Below are 16,979 nucleotides of genomic sequence, written 5' to 3'. Positions count from 1 at the left end.
ACAAAGAGGAAACAATGATGACAGCAAAACTAATTAATGTAGAGGGTTCAAAGATAAAAATAGAACTAACATTAGAACTAAGTCGTTCAATGTTGGATACAGAAATAAATATTCAAAAAGGCTTAAACGAAGTAGGTTGCATCGCCAGCAAAGAAGCCTTGAAATATTTAGATACAGATGGTTCACCCTTAAAAATCGGTGAAGAAATCTGGAAGAGTAAGGGAGAGCAACCGAAAGAATATCAAACACCTTATGGTGAGGTTATAGTGAATCGTCATGTATATCAGCGTTCACCTTTGAGGAAAAACGTATTGCCCCTTAGAAAGAGAAGCAAGGATAATCATAACATCAACGCCATTATTGGCAAAACAGGTATCCTCAAAAATGTCAGGGATGGCAGGCAAAGAGGTGAAAAATGATTTATTAGAAAATCATGGTAGAAAAGTAGCGCTATCCTATATCCAAAGATTGAGTGAAGCAGTAGGAAGTGTGGTACAGGCAAAAGAAGAAGCGTGGAGTTATGCCCCGCCCAAGGAGGATAGCCAAATTGCAACAGTGGGAATAGGATTAGATGGAACCTGTATGCTGATGTGTGAGGATGGCTACCGTGAAGCAATGGTGGGAACCGTTTCCCTATACGATAGTGAAGGCGAACGTCAACATACAATCTATCTAGGTGCGGCACCAGAGTATGGAAAAAAGAGTTTTCTAGAAAGATTAGAAAGAGAAATTGAGCGAGCGAAAAAACGTTATCCAGAGGCAACATTGGTCGGGATAGCAGACGGGGCAGAATCAAATTGGAAGTTTTTAGAAAAGCAAACGGAAGAACAGATATTAGATTTCTATCATGCCTCTGGTTACTTAGGTGCCTTGGCAGAAGCGTTGCATCCGAATACAGTGTCAAAACAAAAAGAATGGTTGACTGAAAATTGTCGAGAACTCAAGCATGAAAAAGGAAAAGCAGGAGAACTGCTAAATCTGATGAAAGAAGTCAAAGAAGAAAAAAGTCATTCTAAGAATCTTACCGAGAAACTACAAGCGGCGATTACTTATTACGAGAATCATCAGCATCAAATGGATTATGCTGAATACATAGAGAAAAAGTATCCGATTGGTTCAGGTGTTATGGAAGCAGCTTGTAAGACGTTGGTCAAACAACGATTATGTTGTTCAGGGATGCGATGGAAGGAAAAAGGAGCAGGAATTATTTTGAGCCTACGAGCTTTGGTATTGACGAAGGAACGATGGAGTCAATTTTGGGCAAAACTTGATCAATATGGGTTCCCTGTAGAACCCTGATTACAACAGCTTTTATCAACTAAAGGTCGCACCCCTCATTCTTATATCCCTTTCTTTACAATAAGCTCGATTCGCTTTTGTTCGATAGATTTTATCCACATGAACCGATTCCGGATAACATCCTGTTTCCCTTTTATATTCTTCTATTCGCGCTTGTAAATCTCCCGATTCGTTGTAATTATCCCAACTTAATTTGTCTAAGAAGACAAAGCCATTCACATTACTTGCCGATATTTTAGCTCCAAACTCTACTGCTTTTCCCGCTTTTCCACGCACTATTGGACGCACGTGAGGTTGGCTTACACTCACAATTCTGTTTTCTACTTTATTTGTCTTTTTTTCATACATTTCTAACTGTTGCTCATACACTTTTCCTATCGTTACAAGCTCTTCTTGCTCTTTTTTCGTTAGTTTTTCTAACTTTGCTCCCTCTTCTATCATTTTTTCTATATCAGACAAGTTTCTTTTTATATATCCTAGTTGTTTTTTTGTTCCTTTTCTTCTTTCTTTTTTTGACACACGACGTTTTTTTGCTATGGCTAAGTACTCTTTTCTTGCCACTTCCCTATAAGTCCTCGGCTTTTCTTTCCTTTTCTCTTTTATTTCTTCATACAGCTTATCTATTATTTTTTCTGTTTTTTCTCTTGCATCATTCAATATTCCTATATCCGTTGGATATTTTATATCTGCTGGTGTACAAGTCGCATCTAACAATAACTTTCCTTCATTTTCTTTTTTTTCTGACGCTACACCCGTCGCTTTTTTTTCTATTTCTTTATTAATTTTATTTATTAATTCCATTCCTATTTTTTTACGAAAATGAACCATCATTGACGCATTAAATGCTTCTTTGCTACTATAGCTTTCCATTCCTATAAAGTACTGTAAATAAGGGTTCTCTTTTATTTGTTCTACTGTTTCTCTGTCACTTTTTCCTGAAATTTCTTTGATAATTAATGCTCCTAATGCCATTCTAAATGATTTGGCTGGGGCTCCTTTTTTTTCTGTGAAGTTTTTTGCATATTCTTCCTCATATTCTTCCCAGGGAATCATTTTTGACATTTCTATCCAACGATTTTCTTCGTCTAACTGCCCGCCGAACAGATTTTTCAAGTTTTCTGGTGTTTCAATTGAGTACTGTTGCTTTCGGTACATCTGCTTTCTCTCTTCTTAATGCAATGGTTTTGAGGCATTCTACCCTATTTTCGTGCATTCTAGCGGTTCTTAATTCGCCTACTATTTTTCTCCGTAAAGGTTTCAGCTTTTTTCAGCAAGCCCTAAGTATAGTTTAAGATAAATGTGCAACGCTTACATTCTGTATTACGACATCTGTAACGCTTTTTCCCCTCCCCAGAGGGGCCGTGTTTCACAATATCCGTACTTTGACAACTTGGGCAAACAATTGCTTTGAATAGCATGGCACACCAATTTTAAGATTTACATTTATTTATTATTACTCTTTTCCACAGGTTTAGAACACGACCCGCTTAGTAAAAAGGGGGCGGAATTGTATGAAGCCCACATTCCGCAGGTAAGTCAAGAGACAAAGTAGTACTTTTGACATGAAGAGCCAAGAAAGGAAAGAATATGTTTGTGTTTGGAGGTCAAATTAACGATAGTTTGAATGCCGTCAATCTCTAACCAACGGATAAACAGAAAAGACTGAAAGACCCAAAGCAGAGTGGGAATGGCGGTCGGTTTACCCTTTTGATTAGGAATAGTCTGATGGGCAAGAGCCAAAGCCTGTCGTAGGCGACGTTGTGCCAAAGTATAAACCAATAAAGAGACAACCATAATCATCATCAAAGCCATAATGCGTTGAGGATTCTTGAGAAAAAGAGCAGAGGCAAAAAAGAAAGGGTCTTTGAGAAAGCGAAAGCCGCGCTCGGTGTTTTGTTGAGCCTTATATTCAGCCAACATCTGGTCGGGACTCAAAACCTGAGAATCAAGAACATTAGTAGCTAAAATAAAACGTCCAGCCCGTTTAGATGCGGCTTCCAAGCAAGAGGAATCAAGGCTTAATTGCCCAGTTAAGCGGTAATGAAAACCGAGAGGGGTAGCCCCTTGTTTCGGTCTTCCTCCCTTGGCATAGTAAGGAATAGTCTGAACCTCAACTTGACTGAGTTGATGATAAGTCAAGGTTTTTGGCCAGAGTTGAGCCTCAGTAAGAGCATCGGCCTCACAAGCAAAATTCTGTCCACAAAGTTTCTGCCATTCTTTTTTGACAACTTTATCGGCTTTCTCAATTTTTTGACTTATAGCTTTATTATCGGACTGGAGACGTTGAGCACTTTCGACCACAAGCCATCGTTGCTGTTCACCCCCATATTCCGAAGCCCTCACTTGCCAACGATAACCGTCCTGTTCACCCTGCTGCCATTGGTCTTCTGATATATTTGCCAAAGTCTCAGTGGCTTCTTTCAGAGGGACACGACTTAACCATTGAATTGACCTCGCCATGCCCACATTTTCCGCCGTATAAAAAGCTCCATCCATCACCGATAAACCTTCCATATTCAACCTTTCTTGACAGTCTTTGATTATCTGGGGAAACACCTTTTTATCCGATTCATTGCCATCTCCTAATTGCATAAAGAGAGGGACACCACCATCTCCACTACATATCATATTTAACATAAACTGTTTTAGGTCTGGTCGTTTATCTCTGGAATAACCAAATTTTATTTTTATGGCTTTTGTCTGCTCGTCTTCCTCATCTTCTATCCTTTCCTTATACTTCCCTTGTACAGACATTGAGGTTGAGTCTAAATGCTTTGACTTTTGTTCTATTCCAAAGATTGCTGCCGCTTTTAGGACTATTTTCGTGAACCGGTTTTTTACCCCCACTCCAAATACCTTATCCAATGACCTTCCTAGCTTGTCATCATTTAAATCTTCTGCTTTTATTCCTTCTCCTAATAGGTGTTCTAATGCTTTTCCTTTAAAAAACTCACTCAACAAATATAACGGAGCATTGATACATCCTAAGCAGTTTAATATCATTGCTTTTACTATTGTACCTACACTGAGCTTTTCTTGAGGATGAGTTCCCACTTCCTCATCGATAATTTCTACTAAACCCATTTCATCTATAAATTCCCGCTACGATTCCTAAGTGGTCGAGGTCTTTAATATTTAGGTTATTCATTTTTACTGTTGATTCTATCTAAGACAAGACTCCATTTTAGAACTTTATTGACATTTTTTATCCTTGCCCGAAATCAATGCACAAGTACCGATACTAGCTCGCGTGAACTAGTGCTCCTCTTCGACAACCTGCGGAATGTGGGATGAAGCAATGTTACGGAAGCAATCGGTAAACATCCGTCAAATGAGCAAAAACCGTGCCGAGCAAGTAGGTTACTACCGCTTTTTGGAGAATGACAAGGTGACAGTATCAGAGCTAATACAAAGCTTATCAGAGCATTGTGAGCAGCAAGTAGAAGGCTTACACGTATTAGCAGTAAATGATACGAGTGAAATTAACTTGGAGGCACACAGAGGACGACTGAAGACAGAAGGGCAGGGAGTAGTGGGAAATAACCGAGACATAGGCTTTTTTCTGCATCCGACGCTAGTACTAAATGGCGAAAATGGCTTTCCCTTGGGAATAAGTTCTGCATCCCAAATCAGGGCCGCACCAATTCGACATTTCACCGAATAAGCGGGATTGCGACCTTCAATTTTGGCCAAAACGATCGCCCTGGTATCGCCAACCACGCGATTTAAACGAACCAAAGGCGTTCGTCCAATGGATAAACTATTAGTCTGTAAACCACTTGGTAACTCCCAGCATTCAAGACCGGTAAACGCAATTCACTATAAATTCCACAAAACACAGTAAATTGACAAGAATATTGTAGAATTCTCTATGGCTATATACTAATGCCAAAATCACGGATTAAGTCAATCCGTCAGGAAATTACACAAATCTTCATATTTCATCAAGAACTGCTAAAACTGATTTAGGAATCAACTTATCCTTAAACCAAATGACCTGGGCTGGAGTTTGGTTAATATTCACACCTGCTTTTTCCAAATTTAACCGTTCCGATACTGCCAAAATTAAATTATTTACCTGGGCTTTTCTGACTTGAGCAAACTTTTTTTGTAAATATTCCGGTCGCCAGTAGCCCACAATTTCTAATAGATAAACTCGTCCATCGGGGTGAACTAGACGGAAATCGGGAATCATCACACTTCCTGGAATGGGAATCAGATCCACTTCTCTTTCTAATTGCCATTCAGATTTGAGTTTTTCCCAACCCTGAGCAAAGGATTCCTCTAACATACTGTCGTAGGTTTTGCCTGCCGCATAGTGACTGACTAGGCCACAGCGATCGCTGAGTTCAAAACGAGTATTTTTCGTTTCTCCTGAATAACTATCCCGATCTTGCAGACTAGCTTTCAGATTCCATTTGCTAACGTGCAGGAGAGCCGGAATCATTTTAGCTAGGGACAAACCATAACGGGTATTGGCCTTAAATAAACTGGTGGGGCCATCAATGGTAATCGTAAAACCGGTGTCGGCATCGCCTTCAATATAGGCCATCAGTTGGAATAATTTCAGATAACGAAATAGTAATTTATACTCTCCTGGATCATTACGATGGGCATGGATAATTAGATGATGAGCGCGATAGAAAACCCCTTGCACCTGGGACAAATTATAACGATGTAATAGAGCTTCAGGAGTCGGAGCGACAAAATCAGTCATAATCCGGTTTTCGGGTAAGTCGGCATACAGCCCCCGTTCTATTTCCTCTGGTAAAACCTCCCGTCCCAATTCCGTCGAAAAATGGTGGGCAATTCGTTCTAATACAGGTTGTCGAGTTAGGGGAATAATCAGATGGGTGGCGGCTTCCCCAAAGACTTTTTGACGTAAAGCGATCGGCTCTAAAGGACTAATAATTTCAAAGGTGGAAAAATGACTTTTGAGGAGATGGGCCAACCCTCGTTTAATGCGATATTGGGGACTATCCCCTTCTAATTCTCCTAATTTACTGTCTAATTGCCCCTGGGTTTCTCCTACAGCACTGTGAAAACAGCTGATTTGCTCCAGGGCTAAGGCGATCGCATTATCATCTAAAGCTAACTTTTTGGGAATAATTGTGTCTCCATTGCGACGATAAATGAGGAGATCTGAGGGTAACATAGGATAAGGGAAGTCCTGAAAGGTGATAAGAAAAGCTCTTTAAGCGATTTAGATGGATTTTATATTACTTACAGTTTATAGGTGAATCCCTAGGTGAATCCTAATTTCATTTCTCTTGCTTCTTTACCCTGCCCCACACCTGCATTATGACCAGAACACAGTCACTACCTATTTTTAATCCACTCGAATGTCGTCCTGACAGTTATCAAGGTTGGTATCAGCAGGGCAATGGACTTTGGGAACAGGGCCGTTTTGCCGAAGCCTTGATGAGTTATGACAGAGCATTAGAATATTATCCCAATGATTACTGGGCTTGGTACAAACGAGGTATTACCCTAGAACAATTGGGACGTTACCAGGAAGCCACCGAAAGTTATAGCAATGCCACCCAAATTCAGCCCAATAACTATTGGGCTTGGTACGATCAAGGTTGTATTTACCTTCAGGAATTAAAGGATTATCCCCAAGCTATTCAAGCCTTTGAGCAAGCTCTAGCCGTTTTACCCGATGATTACTGGGCCTATTATCGAATGGCAGAAGCTTACCGTTTGGATGGCCGTTACGAAAAAGCCTTGGTTGCCCTGGATAAATCCTTGGCCGTTCGTCCCCATGATTTTTGGTCATGGTATCGGCGGGCTGACTGTTTGCGCCATTGGGGGCGTTTTGCCGAAGCTCTCAAAAATTACCAAAAGGCCTTAGAAATTAAACCCCATGATTATTGGGCCTGGTATCAACAGGGGCAAATTTTCCAAAAAATTAATCGTTGGCAAGAAGCCATTCATTGTTATCAAAAGGCCCTAGATTGTAACCCCGACGATGATTATTCCTGGTACGACCAATGTCTATGTCAGGCCTTATTGGGCAATTTGGACGAATCCTTGTATTGTCTAGAGCGAGCCGTCGATCTTGCTCCTCGTACCTATTTGGCCTTAGCCCAAGCTGAAACAGCGTTAATGGGGTTACGGGAAACCCCTCGTTATCAAGCTTTTTTGTCCGAGAATCAACAATACCTAGAACAAGCTGTGTTTCAATAGCTCAATGAACTGCAACTTTTTTCTACCTGTAAATAATTCGGGCACTGGTATCGTCTAGCTAGAAGCTACAAACGTTGCAATACGGGAGGTTCAAGAAATCAGGCGAATTTGGAGTAAGTCCTCCCAAGTTAACCCTTTTTCAATTATACCGAGAGCTACAGCAGGAACTTCTCTAGTCGTAAAATGGCTGCGAATAAAGTTATGAACCATCCAGAAAATATTTAGGGCTTGCTGAAAAAAGCTGAAACCTTTACGGAGAAAAATAGTAGGCGAATTAAGAACCGCTAGAATGCACGAAAATAGGGTAGAATGCCTCAAAACCATTGCATTAAGAAGAGAGAAAGCAGATGTACCGAAAGCAACAGTACTCAATTGAAACACCAGAAAACTTGAAAAATCTGTTCGGCGGGCAGTTAGACGAAGAAAATCGTTGGATAGAAATGTCAAAAATGATTCCCTGGGAAGAATATGAGGAAGAAGGTAGTGTTCTGAATCTGTGGAAGCACATCTAAATAAGACATCCAAATTCAAAGCGATTGATAAATAATCCAAGGACAATATCGTGCATCACAATAGATTTGGAGAAACAAATCGTTTTTCTCGCTAATCTCTTTATTCGAGTTCTCAATGTCAAGTGCTTTCGTTCGATTTTTTGAGTATTATACTTACCCACCTCATGCAATGCTGGCTCAATATGTCGTTCGTAAGCCCCCCATCCATCTGTATAATATTGAGTAATACCAAAAGGTTCTAACAACTCTTTTAGCCTTAGAAATGCTTCGTCTTTGTGACCAGACAAAACATAAGCTAATATCTCACCTGTCTTATGATCAATAGCGTGCCATAACCATCTTTACTCTTTTTTGCTCTTCACAAAACCCCACATTTCGTCGAGTTCTGCTTCCACGTCATTCCATTGGCAGAGCGTTACAATACTCTGACTGGGTTCCAGTTCTGCTAGTTTTTTTTCGTTGACGAATACTAAACTAGACTCTTTTTTTTTAGTTCACTAATCACTGTTGATGGACTAATCCTCAGCACACGGGCTGTATCCCTTATGCCACTACCATTCATTGCCATTTCGGCAATCTTTTCCTTTACTTCTGGCAAATAACCTTTATAAGTATAGTTTAAGATAAATGTGCAACGCTTACATTCTGTATTACGACATCTGTAACGCTCTTTCCCCTCCCCAGAGGGGCCGTGTTTCACAATATCCGTACTTTGACAACTTGGGCAAACAATTGCTTTGAATAGCATGGCACACCAATTTTAAGATTTACATTTATTTATTATTACTCTTTTCCACAGGTTTAGAACACGACCTAAATCTTCTGCTTTTATTCCTTCTCCTAATAGGTGTTCTAATGCTTTTCCTTTAAAAAATTCACTCAACAAATATAACGGAGCATTGATACATCCTAAGCAGTTTAATATCATTGCTTTTACTATTGTACCTACACTGAGCTTTTCTTGAGGATGAGTTCCCACTTCCTCATCGATAATTTCTACTAAACCCATTTCATCTATAATTCCCGCTACGATTCCTAAGTGGTCGAGGTCTTTAATATTTAGGGCTTGCTGAAAAAAGCTGAAACCTTTACGGAGAAAAATAGTAGGCGAATTAAGAACCGCTAGAATGCACGAAAATAGGGTAGAATGCCTCAAAACCATTGCATTAAGAAGAGAGAAAGCAGATGTACCGAAAGCAACAGTACTCAATTGAAACACCAGAAAACTTGAAAAATCTGTTCGGCGGGCAGTTAGACGAAGAAAATCGTTGGATAGAAATGTCAAAAATGATTCTTTGGGAAGAATATGAGGAAGAATATGCAAAAAACTTCACAGAAAAAAAAGGAGCCCCAGCCAAATCATTTAGAATGGCATTAGGAGCATTAATTATCAAAGAAATTTCAGGAAAAAGTGACAGAGAAACAGTAGAACAAATAAAAGAGAACCCTTATTTACAGTACTTTATAGGAATGGAAAGCTATAGTAGCAAAGAAGCATTTAATGCGTCAATGATGGTTCATTTTCGTAAAAAAATAGGAATGGAATTAATAAATAAAATTAATAAAGAAATAGAAAAAAAAGCGACGGGTGTAGCGTCAGAAAAAAAAGAAAATGAAGGAAAGTTATTGTTAGATGCGACTTGTACACCAGCAGATATAAAATATCCAACGGATATAGGAATATTGAATGATGCCAGAGAAAAAACAGAAAAAATAATAGATAAGCTGTATGAAGAAATAAAAGAGAAAAGGAAAGAAAAGCCGAGGACTTATAGGGAAGTGGCAAGAAAAGAGTACTTAGCCATAGCAAAAAAACGTCGTGTGTCAAAAAAAGAAAGAAGAAAAGGAACAAAAAAACAACTAGGATATATAAAAAGAAACTTGTCTGATATAGAAAAAATGATAGAAGAGGGAGCAAAGTTAGAAAAACTAACGAAAAAAGAGCAAGAAGAGCTTGTAACGATAGGAAAAGTGTATGAGCAACAGTTAGAAATGTATGAAAAAAAGACAAATAAAGTAGAAAACAGAATTGTGAGTGTAAGCCAACCTCACGTGCGTCCAATAGTGCGTGGAAAAGCGGGAAAAGCAGTAGAGTTTGGAGCTAAAATATCGGCAAGTAATGTGAATGGCTTTGTCTTCTTAGACAAATTAAGTTGGGATAATTACAACGAATCGGGAGATTTACAAGCGCGAATAGAAGAATATAAAAGGGAAACAGGATGTTATCCGGAATCGGTTCATGTGGATAAAATCTATCGAACAAAAGCGAATCGAGCTTATTGTAAAGAAAGGGATATAAGAATGAGTGGTCCCCGATTGGGAAGACCGCCGAAAGAGGTGAGCAAAGAAAAAAAGAAAGAGGCACGCTCAGATGAAAGAGTGCGTAATGCCATTGAGGGTAAATTCGGACAGGGAAAGAGGAAATTTAGTCTTGGTCGAGTGATGGCCAAACTACCTGAGACCTCGGAAACGGTAATTGCGATGAACTTTTTGGTAATGAATCTTTCTACTCTACTTCAGAAGACAAAAAGTAAAAAGTTGTAGAGTCGTTTTTCTTGTGAAAAATGGTGTTAATTTTCCTCTCTTTTGTGAGGAGTGATTTGTGTTGACCTTTTTAGACAGAAAGGAACAATAGATTAAACAAAATCTGTATTTTGATTTGTTTCCATAAGGATAAGTTATCTATGCTTTTTCAGTCCATACTTCCCTAACCCACATTTCTTTCGTTTTTTGACTTTTTCAGCAAGCCCTATTTAGGGCTTGCTGAATAAGTATAGAACCTTTGCCGGATAATGCTTTCAAGCATTTTAAAAACGATCAGGTGCAAGGTTATGGCCTTTGGAGGCTCAAAGCCCATGCACGTCGTTGGAAAACTGGGGGTTGAAATTGGAAACAACTCTCTGAAGTCACCATTTTTCGCGTCCTGTGGCATCTAGGTTCGTTTTGTGGACTTTTTCAGCAGACCCTATTTAGGTTATTCATTTTTACTGTTGATTCTATCTAAGACAAGACTCCATTTTAGAACTTTATTGACATTTTTTATCCTTGCCCGAAATCAATGCACAAGTACCGATACTAGCTCGCGTGAACTAGTGCTCCTCTTCGACAACCTGCGGAATGTGGGTTGCATCCCTCCCCTCAACAGTACATATCGCAAAGAACAGTACACAGAAAAAACACTGGAAAACTTCAAAAACCTGTTTGAGGGGAAATTGGACGAAGAAAATCGTTGGATAAAAATGCTAAAAATGATTCCCTGGGAGGAATTTGAAGGAGAATATGCTAAAAATTTCAAAGAAGAAAAAGGAGCACCAGCAAAGTCATTTAGAATAGCATTAGGGGCATTAATCATTAAAGAAATGTTAGGAATAAGTGATAGAGAAACAGTAGAGCAAATAAAAGAAAATCCGTATTTACAATACCTTATCGGAATAGAGAGCTACAGTAGCGAGGAGCCGTTTGAAGCATCAACGATGGTTAATTTTCGTAAAAGAATAGGGATGGAATTAACAAATAAAATCAATAAAGAAATGGTAAAGAAGGTTGAGGGAGTAGAAAAAAAAAGAAGAAAATGAAGGTAAGTTATTGTTAGATGCGACTTGTACACCAGCCGATATAAAATATCCAACGGATATAGGAATATTGAATCCCATATTCCGTACTAATTTTGAAAAAATAAAAATAGATTCAAAAATAGCAACAGAATAGTTAAAATAAAAAAGCTAACAAACCGAGGAGAAAATGACCCAATTAAACGTTAAAAATCTCGACCATTTAGGAATAATCGCGGCCGTAGTTGATGAGGGTGCGACCTTTAGTTGATAAAAGCTGTTGTAATCAGGGTTCTACAGGGAACCCATATTGATCAAGTTTTGCCCAAAATTGACTCCATCGTTCCTTGGTCAATACCAAAGCTCGTAGGCTCAAAATAATTCCTGCTCCTTTTTCCTTCCATCGCATTCCTGAACAACATAATCGTTGTTTGACCAACGTCTTACAAGCTGCTTCCGTAACACCTGAACCAATCGGATACTTTTTCTCTAAGTATTCAGCATAATCCATTTGATGCTGATGATTCTCGTAATAAGTAATCGCCGCTTGTAGTTTCTCGGTAAGATTCTTAGAATGACTTTTTTCTTCTTTGACTTCTTTCATCAGATTTAGCAGTTCTCCTGCTTTTCCTTTTTCATGCTTGAGTTCTCGACAATTTTCAGTCAACCATTCTTTTTGTTTTGACACGGTATTCGGATGCAACGCTTCTGCCAAGGCACCTAAGTAACCAGAGGCATGATAGAAATCTAATATCTGTTCTTCCGTTTGCTTTTCTAAAAACTTCCAATTTGATTCTGCCCCGTCTGCTATCCCGACCAATGTTGCCTCTGGATAACGGTTTTTCGCTCGCTCAATTTCTCTTTCCAATCTTTCTAGAAAACTCTTTTTTCCATACTCTGGTGCCGCACCTAGATAGATTGTAGGTTGACGTTCTCCCTCACTATCGTATAGGGAAACGGTTCCCACCATTGCTTCACGGTAGCCATCCTCACACATCAGCATACAGGTTCCATCTAATCCTATTCCCACTGTTGCAATTTGGCTATCCTCCTTGGGCGGGGCATAACTCCACGCTTCTTCTTTTGCCTGTACCACACTTCCTACTGCTTCACTCAATCTTTGGATATAGGATAGCGCTACTTTTCTACCATGATTTTCTAATAAATCATTTTTCACCTCTTTGCCTGCCATCCCTGACATTTTTGAGGATACCTGTTTTGCCAATAATGGCGTTGATGTTATGATTATCCTTGCTTCTCTTTCTAAGGGGCAATACGTTTTTCCTCAAAGGTGAACGCTGATATACATGACGATTCACTATAACCTCACCATAAGGTGTTTGATATTCTTTCGGTTGCTCTCCCTTACTCTTCCAGATTTCTTCACCGATTTTTAAGGGTGAACCATCTGTATCTAAATATTTCAAGGCTTCTTTGCTGGCGATGCAACCTACTTCGTTTAAGCCTTTTTGAATATTTATTTCTGTATCCAACATTGAACGACTGAGTTCTAATGTTAGTTCTATTTTTATCTTTGAACCCTCTACATTAATTAGTTTTGCTGTCATCATTGTTTCCTCTTTGTCACTTTTCATCCCATGTTAACACTTTTCTTTTCCTTCATCAACTAAAGGTCACACCCGTTGATGAACTAGGTCTAGTGGATTATATCAATGAACAGTTACAAGAAAATGACCGTGCGAAAATCAGTGCGGGTCTGGTGGTTAAAGCCATGATTCTCAATGGCTTAGGATTTATTAATTCTCCCTTGTATTTATTCAGTCGTTTTTTTGAAGATAAACCCCTAGAACATCTCTTAGGAAAAGGAATAAAAGCCAGCGACCTGAATGATGACCGTCTGGGAAGAGTATTAGATTTAATTTTTATGGCTGGCATCAGTCGTTTATTTGTAGGAATTTGGCTCTTCCCCCAACTGTGTGGAAAGTGTATAATAGTAATATCACAGTAGGAGGTGGAGTATGTGGATAAACTTGGATGAGCTACTAGGTTTGCCAAAGGTAACAGTCGTAAACTATCGAGAAATAGATGGTGCTTTGTTCTTAAAATTAAAAATGAAAAACGAAGTAATGGAATGTCCAAATTGTCATAAAGAATTGGAAGATATAAATCAAATAGAATATAATTTGGTTCGGGATTTATCCCTATTGGGAAAGAAAGTATATCTGGAAGTGCCCCGCCGCCAGTTCCATTGTGAAAAATGTCAGAAATACATAACAGAAAGACTGGACTTTATGCGGCTAAGAAAACATTATACAATTCGTTATGAAGAAAAGATTTATGAGCAAGTAAAAAAGAAAAATGTAGAAGAGGTAAGGCAAGAAGAAGAAATAAGTTGGGGAACATTGGAATCAATATTTGAAGAGTATGCAAAGCAGGCAGAAAAGAAGGAATGGGAATTACCAGAAAAGATAAGTTTAGACGAATTTAGTAATAGAAAAGGAAAAAAAGACTTTATTACAACAGTGATAGATATAAATAAAAAGGGTAATTAGTCACAGCAATAAGTGGGGCTTAATTCTCATTAAGCCCCAAAAATACTAGAGAGGAAGAAAGTCATCAATGGAAGAAGGAGAAAGACCAGAGGAAGATAAAATAAGAGATAACTGTTCGACCGCACTTTTACCTTGAAGTCTCATGGTTTCAAGAAAACTAAACATCATGGCAACAAGTTGTCCGCCCCAATGACTTCTAGCACCGCCACTAACCTTACGATGAATAACAACAGGACGCAAGGCTCTCTCGGCATCATTGTTATCAGGTTTAACTTCAGGAAAAGTAAGAAAAGTAAACCAATCATGCCAATAACGTCGAAAGCGATTAGATAACAATTGGGAATCACTTGCCCATCCCGTGGGCGGCGGATTATCCAGAACCTCTTGAAGTTGAGCTTCAACTAGGGGTCGCTGTTGTTGTAAAGCTTCTAAGCTCAGTTTGCCTTGATGATAATCTCGATGGGATTGACGAGCTTGCTCTAGAATAGGAAAAACTCTCTGAGCAAAAAGTTTATTTTCAGAAAAGTGGGAAGTTTCCAAGGCCTTCAATTCCCGCCCAATATGAGCCAGACATTTCTGTTTATGCTGGGCATTTTGGCGATGGTAAGCCCCCCAACAGTCCGTACTGAGAAGCCCATGAAAATCTTTACCTAATAGGGAATGAACCTCATCGGAACTCCGGCTGGGAGCCAGAAACAAAACACAAACAGAGGAGGAAGTAGCCACCCACATCCAATAGTTAACCCCATTGACGCGATAGCTGGTTTCGTCCACACAACGGACTCCAGGCTCCTGTATGTAAGTCCACCACTGTTCATAACTAGGATACAAGCTTTCGCAAAACCATCGGTGCATTTTAGCTAAACTCCCTTGAGACAGAGGAATGCCAAAGACCGTTTCTACCAAGTATCGTTGTTTTAGCCAAGTCAAATTTCCCCCATATCCCAGCCATCCCACTAAGCTGGATAAGGTTGCACCGTAGCTAAAATCTTCACGACATCCCAAAGGAAGTGGGGCATAACCTTCCCAATCACATTTTGAGCATTGATACTTTTCCCTAACATATTCCCTTACCTCTACTGGTTTACTGACTAATTCAGCTATTTGATTTTTTTTGATGATAGTCTCCTTTTGCTTTTCCACTGACGCACCACATTTTGGGCATTTTTCCATCCTTAAATCTACTATTTCATCTACCCGACCAAACCCGTTTCTGGTTTTACCCACATGGTCGTACTTTGGACCTCTTTTTTTTCCTTTTTGACCGAAGGTTTTGGCGACTTTCTTTTTGTAACCGTCACTGCTTGGGGGCTGAGAGCTATTTTCACTCGTTCTTTGGTTAAGCTTTTTCAGCTTTTCTTTCAACTTTTCTATCTCTTTCTTTAACTCTACCAATTCTTTTCTCAGCTTTTCGTTCTCTTCTTTTTCTTTCTGATAATCTTCATACCAATCTTTTGCCACTTCTTTTTGCCATGGCATTTTCACTTCTTCTTGGTTTAAGTCTGGAACTGGGTCTAGTTTTTTCATAGTCTCCCTATTCTAACCTATCTCTTTAACCGCCTTTCCTTTCTTCATTATTCTTTACTTTTTTCATTTGCTTCTCATTCTCAATAATTTCCTTCTTTATTGCGGTGACTAATTACTCAGTTTTTTCCTTACCCCCTGAATTTATTACCCCTCAAGACGGTTCTGAAAAGCAAGATTGTGAGCAAAATGCGGCGAAACGTTGGATAAGTAACCATGCTAGTTTGTTTGCGGGACAGAAGATAACTCTGCTAGGGGATGACTTGTACAGTCGTCAGCCCACTTGTCAGCACTGTCTCGACCACGATTTCAACTTTATCTTCGTCTGTTTACCGACTTCTCATCCCACACTCTATGAATGGTTAAACTATTTAGAAGCTAATGGAGAAGTCAAAACCACTCAACACCGACGTTGGAATGGGAAGTATTTCGAGATTTGGCACTGCCGTTATCTCAATCAGATTCCCCTGCGAGACCAACAGCCTGCTTTGTTGGTTAACTGGTGTGAGCTAAAAATCCACCGCGAATCCGATGCTCAACTTCTTTATCACAAGAGTTGGATTACCAATCATTTTCTCACCCCTCACATCGTTCTTGATGTCTGTCGTGCTGGACGGACTCGTTGGCGTACTGAGAACGAGAATCACAATATTCTCAAAAATCGAGGCTATCACTTAGAGCATAATTTTGGGCATGGTAAACAACACCTCGCCTCTGTTTTGCTTACCCTGAATTTGCTGGCTTTTCTCTTGCACACGGTTTTAGGTTTGGTTGATGAACGTTACCAGAGAATTCGCGTCCAACGCGGCACTCGTAAGGGATTCTTTCAAGATATTCTCTCTTTGACCAAATATCTGTTCTTTGAAAGCTGGCATCATCTTTTAGATTTTATGCTTGACGACTCAGTTTCTCTCGCTGTCTCGAATTCTTCCTAGTTGATTAATTGGCAATTTTCATAGCAAAACCCTTGCCAGTAAATACATCGAGCCTTTTGTCTCTTTGACTACATTCTGAATTTGGAATTGCTGATGATTCAAGCGGAGAGACGATTGAAAGACAAAACAGAGTATGAGACTCGCTACTATATCAGTAGCCTGCCGAGTAATGCTCAAAAATTATCCCAATCTGTTCGTAGTCATTGGTTGATAGAAAACTCTTTACATTGGGTTCTAGACTTGGCCTTCAATGAGGATGCTTGTCGCATTCGTAAGGATTTTGCTCCTGAGAATTTAGCCGTCTTACGCCATATCGCTCTTAACTTGCTCACAAAGGAAAATACTCTGAAACTTGGTATCAAGAATAAACGGCTACGCGCTGGTTGGGACGAGGACTATCTCCTTAAGGTTTTACTCGGATAAGATGCGTTTGCCCTGCTTCCAAATAGGCTCTTT

9 protein-coding genes and 11 pseudogenes are annotated in these 16,979 nt (G+C 39.5%); 10 read left to right on the top strand and 10 right to left on the bottom strand.

Annotation, left to right across the window (positions count from 1 at the left end; genetic code table 11):
- The first annotated feature begins 17 nt into the window (after positions 1-17).
- Positions 18-1,299: pseudogene (locus KA717_00805) on the top strand (ISKra4 family transposase).
- 30 nt (positions 1,300-1,329) lie between these two features.
- Here KA717_00805 and KA717_00800 read toward each other — a convergent pair.
- The 3 genes and pseudogenes from KA717_00800 to KA717_00790 form a co-directional block, all read right to left on the bottom strand.
- Positions 1,330-2,454 (bottom strand): annotated as a pseudogene (locus KA717_00800) (IS5 family transposase).
- Positions 2,455-2,576: 122 nt separating this feature from the next.
- Positions 2,577-2,717: a hypothetical protein gene (locus KA717_00795; GenBank protein UXE61572.1), complete on the bottom strand. Its 141-nt coding sequence runs from the start codon at positions 2,715-2,717 to the stop codon at positions 2,577-2,579.
- Positions 2,718-2,835: 118 nt separating this feature from the next.
- Positions 2,836-4,383 (bottom strand): IS1634 family transposase, encoded by a 1,548-nt coding sequence (locus tag KA717_00790; protein UXE61571.1) that lies wholly within the window; start codon positions 4,381-4,383, stop codon positions 2,836-2,838.
- A 214-nt stretch (positions 4,384-4,597) separates the two neighbouring features.
- Between KA717_00790 and KA717_00785 the strand changes: the two are divergent.
- Positions 4,598-4,918: pseudogene (locus KA717_00785) on the top strand (IS4 family transposase).
- Here KA717_00785 and KA717_00780 read toward each other — a convergent pair.
- Positions 4,915-5,115, bottom strand: a pseudogene (locus KA717_00780) (hypothetical protein). The pseudogenes KA717_00785 and KA717_00780 sit on opposite strands and share 4 nt — an antisense overlap.
- A 118-nt stretch (positions 5,116-5,233) precedes the next feature.
- On the bottom strand, positions 5,234-6,454 hold the full coding sequence (locus KA717_00775) for a DUF790 family protein (GenBank protein ID UXE61570.1): 1,221 nt from the start codon (positions 6,452-6,454) through the stop codon (positions 5,234-5,236).
- Between the two features lie 146 nt (positions 6,455-6,600).
- Between KA717_00775 and KA717_00770 the strand changes: the two genes are divergently transcribed.
- Together KA717_00770 and KA717_00765 are read left to right on the top strand one after the other, a co-directional pair.
- Positions 6,601-7,488, top strand: coding sequence for a tetratricopeptide repeat protein (locus tag KA717_00770; protein ID UXE61569.1), 888 nt, complete (start codon positions 6,601-6,603; stop codon positions 7,486-7,488).
- 347 nt (positions 7,489-7,835) lie between these two features.
- Positions 7,836-8,000 carry a hypothetical protein gene (locus tag KA717_00765; protein UXE61568.1) on the top strand — a complete coding sequence of 55 codons (165 nt, stop codon included), beginning with the start codon at positions 7,836-7,838 and terminating at the stop codon, positions 7,998-8,000.
- On the opposite strand, the gene KA717_00760 is transcribed toward KA717_00765, so the two are convergent.
- The 3 genes and pseudogenes from KA717_00760 to KA717_00750 all read right to left on the bottom strand — a co-directional run bounded on the left by KA717_00760 (position 7,997) and on the right by KA717_00750 (position 9,009).
- Positions 7,997-8,287, bottom strand: coding sequence for an IS1 family transposase (locus KA717_00760; protein UXE61567.1), 291 nt, complete (start codon positions 8,285-8,287; stop codon positions 7,997-7,999). The two genes, KA717_00765 and KA717_00760, sit on opposite strands and share 4 nt — an antisense overlap.
- Positions 8,288-8,469: 182 nt before the next feature.
- Positions 8,470-8,598: an IS1-like element transposase gene (locus KA717_00755; GenBank protein ID UXE61566.1), complete on the bottom strand. Its 129-nt coding sequence runs from the start codon at positions 8,596-8,598 to the stop codon at positions 8,470-8,472.
- A gap of 201 nt (positions 8,599-8,799) precedes the next feature.
- A pseudogene (locus KA717_00750) lies at positions 8,800-9,009 on the bottom strand (DUF4277 domain-containing protein).
- A gap of 176 nt (positions 9,010-9,185) precedes the next feature.
- Between KA717_00750 and KA717_00745 the strand changes: the two are divergent.
- Both KA717_00745 and KA717_00740 read left to right on the top strand, forming a co-directional pair.
- A pseudogene (locus tag KA717_00745) lies at positions 9,186-10,523 on the top strand (IS5 family transposase).
- 656 nt (positions 10,524-11,179) lie between these two features.
- Positions 11,180-11,690: pseudogene (locus KA717_00740) on the top strand (transposase).
- 147 nt (positions 11,691-11,837) lie between these two features.
- Here KA717_00740 and KA717_00735 read toward each other — a convergent pair.
- Positions 11,838-13,119: pseudogene (locus KA717_00735) on the bottom strand (ISKra4 family transposase).
- 92 nt (positions 13,120-13,211) lie between these two features.
- On the opposite strand from KA717_00735, the gene KA717_00730 reads away from it, so the two are divergent.
- Both KA717_00730 and KA717_00725 read left to right on the top strand, forming a co-directional pair.
- The gene (locus KA717_00730; protein UXE61565.1) at positions 13,212-13,520 is read left to right on the top strand and encodes a DUF4277 domain-containing protein; all 309 of its coding nucleotides are present in this window, start codon (positions 13,212-13,214) and stop codon (positions 13,518-13,520) included.
- Positions 13,521-13,530: 10 nt separating this feature from the next.
- Positions 13,531-14,055, top strand: a pseudogene (locus tag KA717_00725) (transposase family protein).
- 54 nt (positions 14,056-14,109) lie between these two features.
- Here the strand turns inward: KA717_00725 and KA717_00720 are convergent.
- A pseudogene (locus KA717_00720) lies at positions 14,110-15,513 on the bottom strand (IS66 family transposase).
- Between the two features lie 182 nt (positions 15,514-15,695).
- Between KA717_00720 and KA717_00715 the strand changes: the two are divergent.
- Positions 15,696-16,523: a hypothetical protein gene (locus KA717_00715; protein ID UXE61564.1), complete on the top strand. Its 828-nt coding sequence runs from the start codon at positions 15,696-15,698 to the stop codon at positions 16,521-16,523.
- A gap of 111 nt (positions 16,524-16,634) precedes the next feature.
- Positions 16,635-16,946, top strand: a pseudogene (locus KA717_00710) (ISAs1 family transposase).
- Positions 16,947-16,979 lie beyond the last annotated feature (33 nt).

This window comes from Woronichinia naegeliana WA131 (assembly GCA_025370055.1).
In the GTDB taxonomy this organism is placed as follows: domain Bacteria; phylum Cyanobacteriota; class Cyanobacteriia; order Cyanobacteriales; family Microcystaceae; genus Woronichinia; species Woronichinia naegeliana.
The sequence above is the reverse complement of the archived record's forward strand: the minus strand, read 5'-3'. Positions and strand labels throughout refer to the sequence as shown.

Bases quoted from the DNA above. Each gene is read 5' to 3' on its own strand.
- KA717_00795 (UXE61572.1), bottom strand. From the start codon at position 2,717: ATGCTATTCAAAGCAATTGTTTGCCCAAGTTGTCAAAGTACGGATATT.
- KA717_00790 (UXE61571.1), bottom strand. From the start codon at position 4,383: ATGGGTTTAGTAGAAATTATCGATGAGGAAGTGGGAACTCATCCTCAA.
- KA717_00775 (UXE61570.1), bottom strand. From the start codon at position 6,454: ATGTTACCCTCAGATCTCCTCATTTATCGTCGCAATGGAGACACAATT.
- KA717_00770 (UXE61569.1), top strand. From the start codon at position 6,601: ATGACCAGAACACAGTCACTACCTATTTTTAATCCACTCGAATGTCGT.
- KA717_00765 (UXE61568.1), top strand. From the start codon at position 7,836: ATGTACCGAAAGCAACAGTACTCAATTGAAACACCAGAAAACTTGAAA.